Origin of the sequence: Lysobacter daejeonensis GH1-9 (assembly GCF_000768355.1) — a bacterium.
In the GTDB taxonomy this organism is placed as follows: domain Bacteria; phylum Pseudomonadota; class Gammaproteobacteria; order Xanthomonadales; family Xanthomonadaceae; genus Aerolutibacter; species Aerolutibacter daejeonensis.
Window position 1 is genome coordinate 41,992 of sequence record NZ_AVPU01000006.1, and the last position, 16,410, is coordinate 58,401.

Annotated in this window: 10 protein-coding genes and 1 riboswitch; of the genes, 7 read left to right on the forward strand and 3 right to left on the reverse strand. The window is 68.0% G+C overall.

The features are described from left to right. The first annotated feature begins 4 nt into the window (after positions 1 to 4). The 5 genes from N800_RS05080 to N800_RS15220 all read left to right on the forward strand — a co-directional run bounded on the left by N800_RS05080 (position 5) and on the right by N800_RS15220 (position 7,862). Positions 5 to 982, forward strand: a complete 978-nt coding sequence (locus N800_RS05080; protein ID WP_036135531.1) for a ribokinase — start codon at positions 5 to 7, stop codon at positions 980 to 982. Between the two features lie 32 nt (positions 983 to 1,014). Continuing rightward, the gene (gene dusB / locus N800_RS05085; RefSeq protein WP_036135533.1) at positions 1,015 to 2,028 is read left to right on the forward strand and encodes a tRNA dihydrouridine synthase DusB; all 1,014 of its coding nucleotides are present in this window, start codon (positions 1,015 to 1,017) and stop codon (positions 2,026 to 2,028) included. 126 nt (positions 2,029 to 2,154) lie between these two features. Continuing rightward, positions 2,155 to 2,808, forward strand: coding sequence for a YkvA family protein (locus tag N800_RS16060; protein ID WP_036135534.1), 654 nt, complete (start codon positions 2,155 to 2,157; stop codon positions 2,806 to 2,808). Between the two features lie 95 nt (positions 2,809 to 2,903). Further along, entirely contained in the window at positions 2,904 to 3,605 is a 702-nt protein-coding gene (locus N800_RS05095) for an RNA polymerase sigma factor (protein WP_052107935.1), read from the forward strand. Between the two features lie 6 nt (positions 3,606 to 3,611). Beyond that, on the forward strand, positions 3,612 to 7,862 hold the full coding sequence (locus N800_RS15220) for a WD40 repeat domain-containing serine/threonine protein kinase (protein WP_052107936.1): 4,251 nt from the start codon (positions 3,612 to 3,614) through the stop codon (positions 7,860 to 7,862). A gap of 7 nt (positions 7,863 to 7,869) precedes the next feature. Here N800_RS15220 and N800_RS05105 read toward each other — a convergent pair whose 3' ends face one another. Continuing rightward, positions 7,870 to 8,691, reverse strand: coding sequence for a UDP-2,3-diacylglucosamine diphosphatase (locus N800_RS05105; RefSeq protein WP_036135536.1), 822 nt, complete (start codon positions 8,689 to 8,691; stop codon positions 7,870 to 7,872). Further along, complete coding sequence (olsF, locus tag N800_RS05110) at positions 8,688 to 10,475, reverse strand: bifunctional ornithine lipid synthase OlsF (RefSeq protein WP_084087226.1); 1,788 nt, start codon at positions 10,473 to 10,475, stop codon at positions 8,688 to 8,690. The genes N800_RS05105 and olsF overlap by 4 nt, the downstream gene beginning before the upstream one ends. A 227-nt stretch (positions 10,476 to 10,702) precedes the next feature. On the opposite strand from olsF, the gene metK reads away from it, so the two are divergent. Beyond that, positions 10,703 to 11,938, forward strand: a complete 1,236-nt coding sequence (gene metK, locus N800_RS05115) for a methionine adenosyltransferase (protein ID WP_036135538.1) — start codon at positions 10,703 to 10,705, stop codon at positions 11,936 to 11,938. A gap of 166 nt (positions 11,939 to 12,104) precedes the next feature. Here metK and N800_RS05120 read toward each other — a convergent pair whose 3' ends face one another. Next, positions 12,105 to 14,630, reverse strand: coding sequence for a S9 family peptidase (locus tag N800_RS05120; RefSeq protein ID WP_052107937.1), 2,526 nt, complete (start codon positions 14,628 to 14,630; stop codon positions 12,105 to 12,107). Between the two features lie 153 nt (positions 14,631 to 14,783). Next, a riboswitch (S-adenosyl-L-homocysteine riboswitch) is annotated at positions 14,784 to 14,879 on the forward strand. A gap of 79 nt (positions 14,880 to 14,958) precedes the next feature. Here N800_RS05120 and ahcY point away from each other — a divergent pair. Further along, the gene (gene ahcY, locus N800_RS05125) at positions 14,959 to 16,401 is read left to right on the forward strand and encodes an adenosylhomocysteinase (protein WP_036135540.1); all 1,443 of its coding nucleotides are present in this window, start codon (positions 14,959 to 14,961) and stop codon (positions 16,399 to 16,401) included. The last annotated feature ends 9 nt before the right edge of the window (positions 16,402 to 16,410 follow it).

Below are 16,410 nucleotides of genomic sequence, written 5' to 3' on the forward strand. Positions count from 1 at the left end.
TCGCATGGGCGCCACGAGCCGGGTGACGGTGGTCGGGTCGTTCAACGTCGACCATGTGTGGCGTTGCGCCGAGCTCCCGGTACCCGGGCAGACCCTCAGCGGGGAGTACAGCTCGGGCCCGGGTGGCAAGGGTTTCAACCAGGCCACCGCCGCCGCGCGCGCTGGCGCCTCCACGTCGTTCGTGTGCGCGCTGGGCGAAGACGTGGGCGCGCAATGGGCGCGCGCGTTGGCGGCGGCGGACGACATTGGCTTGCATGACCAGTGCAGCACGCTGCCGACCGGCACCGCCGGCATCTACGTCGACCATGCCGGACGCAACAGCATCGTGATCGGGCCCGGGGCCAATGCGGCGCTGTCGCAAGCGTTCGTGGAGGCCCAGCGAGCGCAGATCGAGGCCTCGGCCGTGGTCCTGGCGCAACTGGAGTCACCGATCGACGCGGTGGCGGCGGCGCTTCGCCTCGTGCGGGCAGCGGGTGGACTGACATTGCTGAATCCGGCACCGGCCAATGTGGCGGTCCCGCCCCAGCTCTGGGAGGACGTGGACGTCGTCACCCCCAATGAGACCGAGTTCTGCGCACACCTGGCACGGGACTGCGGTGAGGAGGTGGACCCGGATACGCTTGCGACGCGCGACGATGCGGCCCTGCATGCCCTGTGTCGCCGCTGGCGACCGCCCGCCACCGTGGTGGTGACCCTGGGCGCCGCCGGCTGTTTCATTTCGCACCCGGCCGGCAACCTGCGGGGCGACACGGCCGTGCACTATCGCGTGCCGGCCACGGCGGTGGCACCGGTGGACACCACCGGCGCCGGGGATGCGTTCAACGGCGCCCTCGCTGCGTCGCTGGCGTGCGCACCGGGGCGTCCGTTCCAGGCCCATGTGCGCTTTGCGGGTGCCTACGCGGGCGTGTCCACCGAACGCGCCGGTGCCGCCATGTCCATGCCGCATCGGGACGAGGTCGAACGCCGCTTCGGCCCGTTCTGACGCACCGGGCCGGGGCCCGTACAATGCGCGGCATGCGCATCGGACCGTACGAGATCGCGCCCCGGGTCATCCTCGCGCCGATGGCCGGGGTCACCGACAAGCCCTTCCGCGTGCTGTGCAAACAGCTCGGCGCGGGCCTGTGCGTGTCGGAAATGACCACCAGCGATCCGCGCTTCTGGCACACGGCCAAGTCGCGCCACCGCATGGACCATGACGGTGAGCCTGCCCCCATCAGTGTTCAGATCGCCGGCACCGTGCCCGAGGTGATGGCCGAAGCCGCGCGCTACAACGTCGACCACGGCGCGCAGATCATCGACATCAACATGGGCTGTCCCGCCAAGAAGGTGTGCAACGCCTGGGCGGGCTCCGCGCTGATGCGCGACGAGGCGCTCGTGGCGCGCATCCTGGAAGCGGTGGTGGACGCGGTGGACGTGCCCGTCACACTCAAGATCCGCACCGGCTGGGCGGCCGACCAGCGCAATGCGCTGACCATCGCCCGCATTGCCGAGGCGGCCGGGATCGCGGCGTTGACGGTGCATGGCCGCACCCGCGACCAGCAGTACACCGGGGTGGCGGAGTACGACACCATCGCGGCCATCAAGTCATCGCTGGCCATTCCCGTGATCGCCAACGGCGACATCGACTCGCCGGGGAAGGCCGCACGGGTGCTCGCGTACACCGGTTGCGACGCGGTGATGGTGGGCCGCGCGGCGCAGGGACGGCCGTGGATCTTCCGCGAGATCGCCCATTACCTGGCCACGGGTGAGAACCTCGCCGCACCCACGCTGGCGGAGGTGCGCGACGTGCTGCTGGGCCACCTGGAACACCTGCACGCCTTCTACGGCGAATCCTCAGGCGTGCGCATCGCGCGCAAGCACCTGGGCTGGTATGCCAAGGATCGCCCCGAGCACTCCGATGAACAGCGCGCCGCCTTCCGCGCCGTGGTCAATCGCGCCGAGGACGCGACGTCGCAACTGCAGCTGACGCGGCAGTATTTCGACGCGCTGGTCGCCGGCGTTGCGCCGGACCTGCGGACGGCGGCGTGACGCATTGCGTCATCCCCCGATCGGGGCATCGCCGCCCTGTCATTGCGGCTCAAGAATGCGTAATCAAGGTGTGATGGTTGGAGCTACCTGACCGGTGGCCACAGCCCCTTCCTTCCGGAGGCTGTCATGAACGTGTCCAAGCGGATCACCGATACTTTTCCCAATGGTTTGGGCGATGTGATCGGAAGCCAGTTCGGTCGTCGCCACAACGCGGGCGGCTATGAAGTGGATAGTGCGCGCCTGCCGCTGTTCAACGATGCCATGCGGCGCATGGACCCGGATGCGGCGCCATTGAGCACCGATCAGTTCGTCACCGCGGCACGGCGGGTGCTGGAGCGCTACCCGACTGGGGTCACGCCGGCGTTCGTCGAGTCGCGCATGCGCGCGTGGGATCACCTGCAACAACTGGCGGAAGACCGCGACTGGCGGGCCGACGCGGACGTGCTTATGCGCACCGACGCGCTGCGCGACTACATCGAAAACCCGGACGATGTGCTGCCCGACCACCTGCCCAGCATCGGCCTGCTCGATGATGCGCTGTTGATCGACGTCGCGCTGCAGAACCTGCGCGGAGAAATCGCCGACTACGAGAGTTTCTGCCACTTCCGGCAGGTGGCGGCGGATTTCGCCGGGATCGATGTGCGCGAGACCGGCTTGGGCCGCGACGAGTGGCTGGAAGCACTGCGGCAGGCGCAACGCTCACACCACGACTGGGATGCCCCGGCATCGGCACGCTTCGCGCCGGTGGATGCGCGGGCAACACTGTTCCACGTCATGTAACGGCGGTTGGCCGAACCGGCGCCTCGCGCACCGTTGGATACGACGTGGGCGCCCCACCTCCGGGGCACCCGCGCGCCGCCCTTCCGGAGCCGCAGTTGTCCCGTTTCGAAACCACGCAATGGAGCGTGATCCTCCGTGGCCAAGGTAGCCAGGCGGAGGCGCGCGCCGCGCTGGAGTCGATCTGCACGCGTTACCGCCAGCCAGTGCTGGGCTATATCCGCGAACACGGGTTCGGCACCGCCGACGCCGAGGATCTGACCCAGGAGTTCTTTGCCCGATTGCTTGAGCAGCGCTGGGATGCACACGCCGACCCGCAGCGCGGCCGCTTCCGCACCTTCATGTTGTCGGTGCTGCGGCATTTCCTGGCCAACGAGTGGGCCAGCCGATCAGCGGGGAAACGCGGCGGTCGGTTGAAACGGGTGGAGTTTGACGAGGCCACCGTGGTGGCGGCGGCGACCGCTTCGCCGGAGCGCGAATTCAATCGACTGTGGATGCTGACCGTGGTCGACCGCGCGCGCCGCAGGTTGGAGGAGGAGGTGCGGCGTGGCGGTCGCGAGGCGTTGTTCAGCGCCCTGTCCGCATTCCTGACCGAAGCGCCCGATGCCCATGACTATGCAGCGGTGGCGCAGGCGCTGGACCTGAAGCCCAACACCGTAGCCGTACACGTCCATCGCCTGCGCCAGCGACTGCGCGAATTGATCCGCGACGAGTTGACCGAGACGGTTTGCGACGCCCGGTCCCTTGACGCCGAATTCAGCGCCCTGCGCGAACTGGCCGACGTGGACCACGGTGAGTAAGCCGTTATGCCCAACGAGCGCGACCAGCCCGGAACACGTGACACGCGCTGGTGGATGAATTCCGCGGTGGTCCGACTGGCGTTCGGCCAGGAGACGCTCGCCGACGGGGCCGTAGCGGGAGATGGCACACGGGCCTCCGAGTTGGACCCTGACGATCCTGCACAACGCGAGTTCGGTGATTACGAACTGCGTGCGGTGCTTGGCCGCGGCGGCATGGGCGTGGTGTACCGCGCATTCCAGCGTTCGCTGGACCGGGAAGTGGCGCTGAAGCTGTTGTCAGGGGGTGTCTGGGCGGCGCCGGAGTTCGTCGCAACGCTACGCAGCGAAGCCCGGCATGCCGCCCTGTTGCAGCATCCCAATATCGTGACCGTGCATGAGATTGGCGACTACGACGGCCAGATCTACTACGCGATGCAATTGGTGGAAGGCCGCACGCTGGCCGAGCGCCTGCAGCAGGAAGGTCCGCTTGCCCCGCGGGAAGCCGCGGTGCTGTTGCGGACGGTCGCGGAAGCGGTGGACTATGCGCACCGCCAGGGCATGCTGCACTTGGACCTCAAGCCGGGCAACCTCATCCTGGGCAACGACCAGGTACCCCGGATCACCGATTTCGGCCTTGCGCGGCGCCTGGGCGCCGATGGGCTTGTCGACAACGAGCGCGTGTCCGGCACCCCAGGCTACATGGCCCCTGAACAGGTGCAAGTGCACGGCGAGCGCTTGAGCCCTGCCACCGATGTGTGGGGATTGGGCGCCATCCTCTACGAGGCACTGACCGGACATCAACCTTTCGAAGGCGATTCTCCGCAGGCGGTGGTGGCGCTGGTACTTGCCGGCACCGTGCGCGGACCACGGCGCTACAACGAGGCCCTGCCGCACGATCTTGAAGCCATCTGCCTACGCTGCCTGGAAAAGGATCCCGCGCGGCGGTACCGCAGCGCACGCGCCTTGGCCGATGATCTGGGCCGCTTCATCGAGGAACGGGAAGTGCGCGCGCGGCCACTCAACGCCGCACAACATGCCTGGCAGTGGATGCGGCGCGAACCCAGGTTGGCGGCGGTCAGCGGTATGGCCTTGATCGCGCTGCTGGTGGGCGTACTGGTGGCTGCACGCGAGTGGCGCCGTGCCGAGGCGCACTCCCTGGACGCCAGCCGCAACCTGTGGGCACAGCGCGAGGAAAGCGCATGGCGCCTGTCCGAGGATTCGCGCGGCTACGCCGCCCTGGCTTCGCTGGCCGCCAACCTGCGCGAGCAGGAGGCCGCCGGGGCCGCCAGCGAGGCCCAGCGCGAACGCCTGCGGCTGGGGCTGGCCCGCGCACGGATGCCGACGCTCGCGGGCATCATCGACGCGGGCGCGCCCATCCACGTAGCCGCGCTGAGTCCTGACGGCAGCTTGGTGGCGCTGGGACTGGATCCCCTGACCGTTGCGCTGTACGAGCGCGTTTCGGGTAAACAGCGTTGGCGAGTGCAGCTTCGGCAACATCGCAATCCTTGGGATGGGCAACTCAGACGCCTGGTGTTCACGCCGGACGGACGTCACCTGATCGTCAGCGAGCACTGGACGATGGCGCAGATGCGCCCAAGCGGCTACCAGACCTTCCGGCTCGCGCTGGCCGACGGTGCGCAGACCCGTGTCGCGGGTGGCGATGCGCTGATCGGGGAAAGCTGGAGCGACGATGGCCGCCACGTACTCGCACAGGCCAAAGACGGCGGTGTGGTGCTGTACACCGCCGAAGGCGCCCCGCGCGCGCGAAGCCGTGTAGCCGTTCCCGGCCATCCGGACCGGCCGGGATGGTTGTTGCCCGCTGGGCTGCCTTTCGTGGGGTACCGGCTGCAGCCGGAACGCGTGGATATCCTGGACGCGGACACGCTCGCATTGCGCCATCGCATCGACATCGACCGTGCGGGTGACAGCTTCATCGCATGGTCCGCCACACCCGACGGCCGTTGGCTGCTGTTGGGCACCCGCGAGGGGCGCGTGCTGCAGGTCGATCCCGCCACCGGCGCCAAGCGATTGTTGCTGGCGGACGCAGGCGGCGAGATCACGTGGTTGTCCACCAGCGCCCAAGGGAAGCGGTTGGCCGTGTCGATGCGCAGCGGCGATCTGTCGCTGTGGTCGCTGCCGGAGGGTACGCCCATCAGCCGGGTCGTGCTGAGGCGCGAACTGTGGGGCCATCAGCTGGAGTGCGATGCCAAGGGCGACCACTGCCTGCTGCTGGCGATGCATTGGGACCGCGTGGCGATGTGGTCCATCGATTCGGTACAGGGGCAAGGCGGTCAGACCGTCCGCATTGCACCGGAAATCACCCATCACTCGGTGGTCCCGCGATTTGCCAGCAGTTTCGACGGCAAAACCGGGGTCGTGGCGACCGGCAGCCAGGATGGCTTCCTGCGCTTGTGGCAGTTGCCGTCGTCGGCCGAACAAAGCGCGCGCGCCGCCCCTCAGCGCGAGTGGCCCCTGCGCTTTGACGGACGCAGGCTGGTGGATGTGGACGGACTGCGGCTGCGCCTGGTCGATGCCCGCGACGGCCGCCCTGCGTCCAAATGGATGTCGTTCAAGAGGCCCATCGGCTTCGCCGCGCTGGTCGCGGACGGGCAAACTCTGGTCGCCACCGCCGGACGCGAGCTGCACGTACTGGATACGGTGCGTTTGTCGCCCCGGTATCCGCCGATCCCGCTGGACGGTGCACCAATGGACCTGCTGGCCAGCGACGACGGTCGCGTGCTGCTGACGCGCTGGTTGCCCGCCGATGCGCGCTCGCCAGGCGACAGCCGCGTGCAGGCCTTCGACCTTGCCCTAGGCCACCCCTTGGGCCCGGCGGGCGACATGCCGTTCGTGTCGGCCCGCCTGTCCCAGGATGGACAGCGACTGCTCGTCACCAACGCCGAGGCCACTCGCGTCTTCGGCATCCGCGACCTGCGGCAACCGCGGTTCGTGCTCCGCGCCGTCGCTGACGATGCGATGGTGGTGGCCGCCGAGTTGGACGAGGTGCGTCAGGAGGTGGTGCAGGCCGTTGAGGACCGCAACGGCAACCTGCGCGGGGAACTGCAGCGCTGGTCACTCGACGATGGCCGCCTGATCGGCAGCACGCCCCTGAATGCCAGTATCGACAGCCTTCAACTGGAACTGGGCAGTGGCACCGTCGCGATCAGCGGACGCCCTGGCGGCACCGCCACCAGCGACCTGTCGGTGCTCGTCCGCCACGACGGCACCCGGTTGCCGGTCACGCTCGCGAACGAAGGGCGTCTGGCGCGAGCTCAGGCGTTGTCAGCCGACGGCACGATCCTGGCCCAGGCGCTGTTCAATGGCGTCATGCTCGTCGACGCGACCAACGGGGCGGCCTTGGGACCACCCCTGCAGGCGCCGCTGCCAGGCAACGACATCATCGCGCAGGTGGCCTTTGCCCCCGATCGCCGTTCGCTGCTGGCCCGCACCGCACTGGGCCGATGGCTGGCATGGACATTGGCACCGGATATGCGTCCCACACGGGTCATTGAAGAAGAGACGGCGATACTCGCCCCGCCCCCCAGCACGCGCTACCTACCGCCCAGCGATGCCCTTCGCGCCAGCTGGCTGGGAGGCGCGCGGCAACCCCGATCCGCACGCGGTCGCGAGCCCTCCGCATGGTCCTGCCTGTCCAGCGCCTGGCCTCCACGCCTGTCTGACACACCCGCACGTGCACTGGACCTGAGCCGCCACTACACCGATTCGTTGCATGACACGCTGGATCTGGCCAGCAGCTTCATCATCCACAACAAGGCCTTGGGTAATCTGTGTGGCGTGCCCATGGGCTTGCAGCGCCTGCGGGGTGTGGATTACGACATCCGCGGCCTGGTGCGCCTGCCCGCGGAGAGCGCACGGCCGATACAGCTGCAGGTGCCGCTCGGGCGCTATGCCGCGGCACACGTGCTGTCCGCGATTGGCGTCCCGCCCTACGACTTCAACCTGGCCGCCCCGGTGGCTCAGCTGGAATTCCATTACGTCGACGGAAGCCGCGCCCTGCAACCTTGGCACACCCAACTGGACGTGGATGGCGACCATCGGCCCACTTACTGGCCGCAGGTTGCGCCGGCCTGGCAGGGCCTGACGCCACGTGACGAGGTTGGGCCCTGGATGGGGTCCACCATCTACACCACCCGAGTGGCAAATCCATATCCGCAGCGTTTGGTCGCGGGCCTGTCCCTGCACGCCGCCAGCCCGGCGATATACGACCACCGGGTGCTGGTGGCGGCCGTCACGCTGGCGCCCGCGATGGCGCCCTGAAACGCGCTCAGGCCGCACTCGGCAGCCGGCGCCCCACCCCCGCGTCACGTGGCGGCAGCGACACCAGCGTCTCGTGCGTATGCGACAGCAGCCGCAACGTCCCGTCGGGGTCCTCGCACAACGCGGTCAGGCTCTCCACCCAGTCACCGTCGTTGGCGTACACGCATCCATCGCGCTCGAACAGCGCCGCGCGATGAATATGTCCGCACATCACGCCGTCCAGTCCGCGCCGGCGGGCGTCGTCCAGTCCCGCCTGCACGAAGCGCTCGATGTAGCGCTCCGCTGCCCCGCTCTGGCGCTTCAGGAACTCCGACAGTGACCAGTAGCGCAGCCCGAATCGGCGGCGAACTCGGTTGAGCCACTGGTTACCCGTCAGGATGCGGTAATAGAGCCAGTCGCCGAAGCGCTCCTGAAGTCCACCGAAGTGGGTGATGCCGTCGTAATCATCGCCATGCGTCACCAGCAGGCGTCGGCCATCGACCGTGGCGTGGATCGCACGGCGGCGCAACTGCACGCGTGGCAACAGCAGTCCGCAGAATCGCCGCGCCGAGCGATCGTGGTTACCGGGCACGTACACCAGTTCCGTACCCGAACGCGCCAACGCGTGCAGGCTCTCGAACACACGCTGCTGCGCGGGCGTCCACACCGCCCGCCGGGTCGACATCCACCACAGGTCGATGACGTCACCGACCAGATACAGGCGATCGCAGCGCAGGCTTGCCAGGAACACCGCCAACTCCGCCGCGTGGCAGTGCTTGGAACCCAGGTGCACGTCGGAGATGAACACTGCACGGCGACGCTGCGGCAGCGGCGCCACCGGGGGCGTCATGCGGTCACCTGCTCGGAGAGGGTCGCGCTGTCGGCCATTGGCGCGGACAGCGGGCCAGCGACCGCGCCAGCGGAGGGCTGCCACGCATCGACGGAGCCGCCCAGATAGCGCTCGCGCTTCTTCGGTCGCAGTCGGTGCAGGTCGACCTCGATCAGGCCGTCCACCGCGTCGCTGAAATCGGGATCCACGCCGAACGCCAGGAATCGGGCCCCGCCAGGCTCGCAGAGTTCGGTGTACTGCTTGTAAAGCATCGGCAGCGTCGCCCCGAGCGAATCCAGGTTGGCCTTCAGCACCCGAAAGGCGGTGGTCGCATCAAGTTCCCCAAAGGCCGGCGGTGCGGCACGATAAATGAACGGCTGCCTGGATTCGGCGTGCCGCTCGTCGGCGCCATAGAAGTGGTCGTAGTACGCCACGATCTGCTCGCGTGCCTCCGCGGGAAGCGCCGCACTGATCGACACTGGTCCGAATAGGTAGCGCACGCCGCGATGCCGCGCGAGGTATACCCCAATGCCCTGCCACAGGTAGTCGATGCTGCGGCTGCCCCAGTAGTCGGGCACCACGAAGCTGCGCCCCAGTTCCATGCCGGCGGCGATGCGCGCGATGGCGTCATCGGCGTAGCGGAACAACGATGCGGTGTACAGCCCGGCCAGCCCGCGCTCGGCCAGCACCGAGGCACCACGGGCGACCCGGTAAGCGCCCGCGATGCGCATGGCGGCGGCGTCCCACAGCACGATGTGCTCGTACCAGCCGTCGTAGAGGTCCACGTCGAGACCGCGGCCGGTGCCCTCGCCCACCGCGCGGAACGTCAGTTCACGCAACCGCCCGATCTCGCGCAGTAGCGGTGAGCCGGTGAGCAGCCGCCCACAGCGGATCTCCCGGCCATCGGAGGTATGGCCCAACAGGGGCATGGCGTGGATGCCGGCGCATACCTCCGCGACCGGAACGGCATCGATCAACGGTTCGGGCCCGGGCTCGCCGGCGCGCTCATGCCGCGTGCCGATGGCATGCAACACCTGACGGATCTCGCGTAGGTGGCGGGCTGGGTCCCCGTCGGTCGGCACCTGCAGCGGGCGGCCAATGCGCAGCACGATGCGGCGTGCGCGCCGCGCGAACATCTCCCGTGCCAGCAGCGCGGTGCCCGCCGGCTTGAATAGCACCGACGCCCCATAGAACAGCGCCGAGTTGCGCGCCTCCACCCGGATCGGCAACACCGGCGCCCCCGTGGCCCGCGCGAAGCGCAGGAAGCCCCGGCGCCAACGCCCGTCGGTCACACCGCGCAGGCCGAGCCGCGCCACCTCGCCGGCGGGGAAGATGATCACGCACTGCTCCGCGTGCAACGCCTGCTCCACTGCGCGCAGGCTTTGCGCACTTGGCCGCCCGCCGATGATCCGCACCGGCAGCAGCAGCCCGCCCAAGCCATCCAGCGACGCCAGCAGGTCGTTGGCGATGATCTTGACGTCGCGGCGCACACGCCCGACCTGCTGCAGCAAGGCCAGCGCGTCCAGCGCACCGGAGGGGTGGTTGGCCACGATCAGCAGCCTCCCAGTGGCCGGGATCCGCCGCAACTCACCGGAATCGGCCTCGTGTCGCACCTGCATGTAGTCCAGCGCGGCCTGCACGAAGTCGAAGTCACGCAGGTGGCCGTTGGCCTGCAGGAAGGCCGCCACCTCGTCGAAGCGTGACCAACGGCCGATGGTCCGCAACAGCGGTCGCGCCAACGTGGCCCGCCGCCCGCGGAACCAGTGTGGGAAGCGCTGCTGCAGTTGCTGCTCGAGTGCCTGCATCGTCCGTACCGACCGCCCGTGTTGGCCCGCAGCCTGCGACGGCGGCAATACAACGGCATGGCACTTTGGCGTCAGCGGCGTGACACCCCGGGTGTTGTCACACGGGGCAAACGTCGACTCGTCTAGTTAAATGCACGGCAACGCCCGAAGGCGCAGAATGCACGGACGCGCCCGAACCTGTATCATGCGCGCCCATCCTTTTATCCGAATGCAAGGATATAGCCTCGATGTCCAGCTACCTCTTCACCTCCGAATCGGTGTCCGAAGGCCATCCGGACAAGATCGCCGACCAGATCTCCGACGCCGTCCTCGACGCCATCCTGGCCCAGGACCCGCGCGCCCGCGTGGCATGCGAGACGCTGGTCAAGACCGGTGCCGCCATCGTCGCCGGTGAAGTGACCACGTCGGCCTGGGTGGACATCGAGTCGCTGGCCCGCAAGGTCATCAACGACATCGGCTACAACAACTCCAATGTCGGCTTCGACGGCCACACCTGCGCCATCATCAACATGCTGGGCAAGCAGTCGCCGGACATCGCCGCTGGCGTCGATGGCACCAGCAAGAAGGCCAAGAAGCCGGAAGAACAGGGCGCGGGCGACCAGGGCCTGATGTTCGGCTACGCCTGCAACGAGGCGCCGGAGTTCATGCCGGCCCCGATCTACTACTCGCACCGCCTGGTCGAGCAGCAGGCCAAGGTGCGCAAGGCCAAGAACAGCAAGCTGCCGTGGCTGCGCCCGGACGCCAAGTCGCAGGTCACCCTGCGCTATGACGCCAACCACAACGTGGCCGGCCTCGACGCCGTGGTGCTGTCGACCCAACACGACCCGGGCCTGAAGCACAAGGACATCGTCGAGGGCGTGTACGAGCACATCCTGCGCCCGGTGCTGCCGAAGAAGTGGCTGGAATCGCTGCCCAAGAACAAGATCCACATCAACCCGACCGGTATCTTCGTGATCGGTGGACCAGTGGGTGACTGCGGCCTGACCGGCCGCAAGATCATCGTCGACACCTACGGCGGCATGGCCCGCCACGGTGGTGGCGCGTTCTCGGGCAAGGATCCGTCCAAGGTCGACCGCTCGGCCGCCTACGCCGCGCGCTACGTGGCCAAGAACATCGTCGCCGCCGGCCTGGCCGACAAGTGCGAGGTGCAGGTCTCGTACGCGATCGGCGTCGCCGAGCCGACCTCGATCTCGGTGACGACCTTCGGCACCGGCAAGATCCCGGACGAGCAGATCGAGAAGCTGATCCGCAAGCACTTCGACCTGCGCCCGTACGGCATCGTGAAGATGCTCGACCTGATCCACCCGATCTACCAGGACACCGCGGCTTATGGCCACTTCGGCCGCAAGCCGAAGGAAGTGTCGTACGTGGACGGCGCGGGCAAGAAGCAGACGGCCACGGCCTTCTCCTGGGAGAAGACGGACAAGGCCGAGGAACTGCGCAAAGCGGCGAAGCTGAAGTAAGCACCGCGGCGTCACGTGGTCTTGAAGACGGGTCGCCTTGGCGGCCCGTTTTCTTTTTGCGCGCTTGTGTAAAGGGGCAGGGGCGGGCCGCAGGCGCAGTGCTCTTGAGAAAAAGAACGGCGCCGATGTCGGCGCCGTTCCGGATGCAACCCGACTTGCGCCGGCGTCACTTGGCGGCTGCAGCAGCCCCCGAAGTCGGAGCGGCACCGGCCGCCTTTACGTACTTCTCCAGCCACGCGTCGCTTTCGGCCAGCATGTGCAGGATCGACTCGCGTGCACGGTAGCCGTGCGACTCATTGGGCAGCATCACCAGGCGCGCCGTGCCGCCCATGCCCTTGACCGCGGCGAACATCCGTTCGCTCTGCACCGGGAACGTGCCGGAGTTGTTGTCCTGCTCGCCGTGGATGATCAACAACGCATCCTTGATCTGCTCGGCGTAGTTGAACGGCGACATCTCGCGGTACACGTCCTTGGCCTGCCAGTAGTTGCGCTCCTCGGCCTGGAACCCGAACGGCGTCAGCGTGCGGTTATAGGCGCCGCTGCGGGCGATGCCCGCCTTGTACAGGCGGGTGTGCGCGAGCAGGTTGGCGGTCATGAACGCGCCATAGGAATGGCCGCCGATGGCCATGCGATTACGGTCGCCCACGCCGCGGCGCTCCAGTTCATCCACCGCGGCCTCGGCGTTGGCCACCAGTTGCGACACGTAGGTGTCGTTGGGTTCGGCCGTGCCTTCGCCCACGATCGGCATCGACGGATCGTCCAGCACCGCGAAACCGCGCGCCAGGAACGGCAACGGCCCCCAGTAGCTGATGGTGTTGAAGCGGTACGGCGAGTCGGTCACCTGGCTGGCCGCGGCGGCGGATTTGAACTCCGCGGGGTAGGCCCACATCAGCACCGGCAGCGCACCATCACGCTTGGCGTCGTAGCCTGGCGGCAGGTACAGGGTGCCGGTCAGCTCCACGCCATCCCCGCGCTTGTAACGGATCTGCTCCTTCTTCACGTCCTTCAGCTGCGGCGTCGGGTGCGGGAAGCGGGTCAGTGCCAACGGTGCAGAGCCCCCCTTGGTGGCCAGGTCCTGCAGGTAGAAGTTCGTCGGCTCGGTCGGTGACTCACGGGTGATCAGCAGCCGCGTCGCTTCATCGTCGAGGATCGCGGCCGGCACCTCGTAGTACGGCGCCTGCGAATGGAACAGGCGCGTCTTCTGCTTGCTGGCGAGGTTGAAACGGTCCACGAACGGACGGTCACCTTCCGGAGACGCGCCCTCCCCGCGCAGGAAGATGCTCCGCCCGTCGCCCGCGATCTGCAGCCGCTCGAAGCCGTTGGCATCGCGCACCGTGGCAGGCTCGCCCGGGTCGTTGTAGCGGTCCTCGCTGGAGCCCTCATGGATCAACTCCGGCGCTCTCGTTGGGCGATCCGGGGCCACGCGCCACTGCTTCTGCCGGCGCGTCTTCCACCAGTATTCGTTGAGCAGGGCGAGATCACCGCGGCCCCACGTCGCGCCGGCATAGCGCGAGGACAGCTTGGCCAACAGCGTCGGCTTGGCCTTGAACGGTGCCGCTTGCAGGTACACCGCATCGCGCACCGCGGCCTCACGGCCGGGATCGCCACCGTCCTGCGCCTCGGCCCACACCAGCGTAGCCGGCGCATCGCTGCGCCAACTGACGTTGCGCACGCCGGTGGGCACCGCATCATTGCCCGGCGGCAAGCCTTCCACCAGCGGCAGGCGGGCCACTTCGTGCACGAGCTTGCCCTCGGCATCCAACACCTCGATGCGGCGCGGGAAGCTGCCCACTGTCACCTGGTACGAGAACGGCCGCGCCACGCGCTGCACCAGCAGATGGCGCCCACCCGGTGAAGGCACCGCGCCCAGGTACAATGCCGGCGCGGCCACGTTGCGGGCCGTGCCCTGCAGGTCCACCAACGCCAGTTGCGAGCGCAGGTAGTGCTCCAGCAGGCGCGCATCATCCTCGTTCTTCAGCAGGTCCTGGTAGGTGCGCAACTGGCGCACCCCCGCACCGACCTCGGTCTGCTGGGTGTTCGGCCCTGTCGGGATCACGCTGGCCGCCGGCGCCGCACCCTGCCCTGCCGGCCGCAACTGCACCAGCAGGCGCTGACTGTCCGGCATCCACGTATAACCGCGTCCCGCGACGGTGTTCAGTGGCTGTGCCAGCAGACGGCGGGCGGAACGCGTGGCCACGTCCACCACCCACAGCTCATTGGCACCGGTACGCGTGTCGACATGGTTGAACGCCAGATGACGCTGGTCCGGCGACCAGGCCACGCTCGCCACCGCGAGCGGCTTGGGCAGCCCCTGGAGGCGCGTCTCGGCGCCGGTGGCGACGTCCAACAGCCAAAGTTCGGTTCCAAACGCGAAGCGGCTGGCCGCGTACGCGCGCGGGTTGATGCGCAGCCCGCCCAGCTTCAACTCCGGCTGGGCCACGACGTCGATGCCGGCCAGCGGGGGAATCCGCTGCAGCACGGCCCTGTCGCGCTTGGGACTCAGCAGCAGTTGCGGCGCGCGCGGCGCATCCACGATGGCCTGCAATGCAGCCGGTGGTAGCCGGTAACCAGACGCCATGTCCTCGTTGGCTGCGGGCAGCGAACGTGCCGGCAACGCCTGCGCATAGGTGCCCAGCGGCAACAACGCAACGATCAACCCTGCGGCGTACGCACGCCGCGCCAGACTCTTCATGCATCAACCCCTGGATGGATAACCGCCCGAGGGTCGCACGCCCTGCACCGACCGGGAAATGACGAAAGTCCTGATCGCGGGCCCTGCCCGGCAACCTGAAGGCACCTCCCGGCCACCCTCCGGCCAAGCCCCAACCGCAGTACAATGTCGCCCTTCGCCGAGGGGCGCTGCGACCGTGACGCAAGGGCACGGCCAGGCTCGACGAACCGGCGGCAGGCCCCTGCCGCGCACCAACGGCGCCCGATGTCCGCGGACCGCACCGCCCAGCCCTACCGGTCGTGCCCCGCAGAGCCCGCCCCGCGCGGACTTCCAACATTCGGAGCTTTACATGAACGCTGTTGCCAAGACCTTCTCCATGGAAGGCGACTACAAGGTTGCCGACATCTCGCTGGCCGACTGGGGCCGCAAGGAACTCGACATCGCCGAGCACGAGATGCCGGGCCTGATGTCGATCCGCAAGAAGTACGCCGCCACCACCCCGCTCAAGGGCGTGCGCGTGACCGGCTCGCTGCACATGACCATCCAGACCGCGGTGCTGATCGAGACGCTCAAGGACATCGGCGCCGACGTGCGCTGGGCCTCGTGCAACATCTTCAGCACCCAGGACCACGCCGCCGCCGCCATCGCCGTCACCGGCACCCCGGTGTTCGCGTGGAAGGGCGAGACGCTGGAGGAATACTGGGACTGCACCCTCGACGCGCTGAGCTTCCCCGACGGCAACGGCGGCTTCCTCGGCCCGCAGCTGGTGGTGGACGACGGTGGTGACGTCACCCTGCTGATCCACAAGGGCTACGAGCTCGAGAACGGCAGCGACTGGGTCAACACCCCGTCCGACAACCACGAAGTGCAGGTGATCAAGAACCTGCTCAAGCGCGTCGCCGCCGAGCGCCCGGGCTATTGGCACACCGTCGTGCGCGACTGGAAGGGCGTCTCCGAAGAGACCACCACCGGCGTGCACCGCCTGTACCAGCTCGCGCAGGAAGGCCAGCTGCTGGTCCCGGCGATCAACGTCAACGACTCGGTCACCAAGAGCAAGTTCGACAACCTGTACGGCTGCCGCGAGTCGCTGGCCGACGGCCTCAAGCGCGCGATGGACGTGATGCTGGCCGGCAAGGTCGCCGTCGTCTGCGGCTACGGCGACGTGGGCAAGGGCTCGGCGCACTCGCTGCGGGCCTACGGCGCGCGCGTGGTGGTCACCGAGATCGACCCGATCAACGCCCTGCAGGCCGCGATGGAAGGCTTCGAGGTCAATACCGTCGAGAGCACCCTCGGCCGCGGCGACATCTACGTCACCACCACCGGCAACAAGGACGTGCTGACCCTGGCGCACATGCAGGGCATGAAGGACCAGGCCATCGTCTGCAACATCGGCCACTTCGACAACGAGATCCAGGTCGACGCGCTCAATGCCTCGGGTGCGGTGCGCACCAACATCAAGCCGCAGGTCGACAAGTACACCTTCGCCAATGGCAACAGCATCTTCCTGCTGGCCGAAGGCCGCCTGGTGAACCTGGGCTGCGCCACCGGCCACCCCAGCTTCGTGATGAGCAACAGCTTCTCCAACCAGACGCTGGCGCAGATCGACCTGTGGGCCAACAAGGACTTCTACGACCCCAAGGTCTACATCCTGCCGAAGAAGCTGGACGAGGAAGTCGCGCGCCTGCACCTGGAGAAGATCGGCGTGAAGCTGACCACGCTCACCGCCGAGCAGGCCGCCTACCTGGGCGTGCCGGTGGACGGCCCATACAAGCCGGACCACTACCGCTACTGATCCGCGGCG

Bases quoted from the DNA above. Each gene is read 5' to 3' on its own strand.
- N800_RS05120 (WP_052107937.1), bottom strand. From the start codon at position 14,630: ATGAAGAGTCTGGCGCGGCGTGCGTACGCCGCAGGGTTGATCGTTGCG.
- N800_RS05080 (WP_036135531.1), top strand. From the start codon at position 5: ATGGGCGCCACGAGCCGGGTGACGGTGGTCGGGTCGTTCAACGTCGAC.
- ahcY (WP_036135540.1), top strand. From the start codon at position 14,959: ATGAACGCTGTTGCCAAGACCTTCTCCATGGAAGGCGACTACAAGGTT.
- metK (WP_036135538.1), top strand. From the start codon at position 10,703: ATGTCCAGCTACCTCTTCACCTCCGAATCGGTGTCCGAAGGCCATCCG.
- N800_RS05105 (WP_036135536.1), bottom strand. From the start codon at position 8,691: ATGACGCCCCCGGTGGCGCCGCTGCCGCAGCGTCGCCGTGCAGTGTTC.
- N800_RS16060 (WP_036135534.1), top strand. From the start codon at position 2,155: ATGAACGTGTCCAAGCGGATCACCGATACTTTTCCCAATGGTTTGGGC.
- dusB (WP_036135533.1), top strand. From the start codon at position 1,015: ATGCGCATCGGACCGTACGAGATCGCGCCCCGGGTCATCCTCGCGCCG.
- olsF (WP_084087226.1), bottom strand. From the start codon at position 10,475: ATGCAGGCACTCGAGCAGCAACTGCAGCAGCGCTTCCCACACTGGTTC.
- N800_RS15220 (WP_052107936.1), top strand. From the start codon at position 3,612: ATGCCCAACGAGCGCGACCAGCCCGGAACACGTGACACGCGCTGGTGG.